Origin of the sequence: Halomonas sp. SIMBA_159, from assembly GCF_046536035.1 — a bacterium.
Taxonomy (GTDB): domain Bacteria; phylum Pseudomonadota; class Gammaproteobacteria; order Pseudomonadales; family Halomonadaceae; genus Vreelandella; species Vreelandella venusta_A.
This window is the reverse complement of sequence record NZ_JAWJBT010001364.1, coordinates 1-244: the sequence shown is the minus strand read 5'-3', so window position 1 is coordinate 244 and position 244 is coordinate 1. Positions and strand designations below refer to the sequence as shown.

General features: G+C 77.9%; 1 protein-coding gene. It reads left to right on the top strand.

Features of this window, described 5'->3' with window-relative positions; translation table 11 throughout:
* A partial coding sequence (locus R0J87_RS23695; protein WP_498889451.1) for a hypothetical protein occupies positions 1-244 on the top strand: 244 nt, incomplete at both ends.

Sequence of the window (244 nt, the reverse complement as noted above, 5' to 3'; positions counted from 1 at the left end):
CGGTGAAGCTGGTCATCACCCAGCGCGGCACCGGCCGGGTCGAGGTGCGCGGGCTGACCGAGGCCGACAACAGCGGCCTGCTGGCGCGCCGGCGCGAAACCGGCAAGGCGCCCGCCACGCTCGCCGCCGCGCGGGCCCCGGCCAGCAGCCGGATCGACGAACTGATCAGGAAGCTCCCCGAGGGCACCGGCCCGGCGAACGCGCCTGCGCGCACGACGGCTTCCCCGGCCGCGGCGGTCGCCAC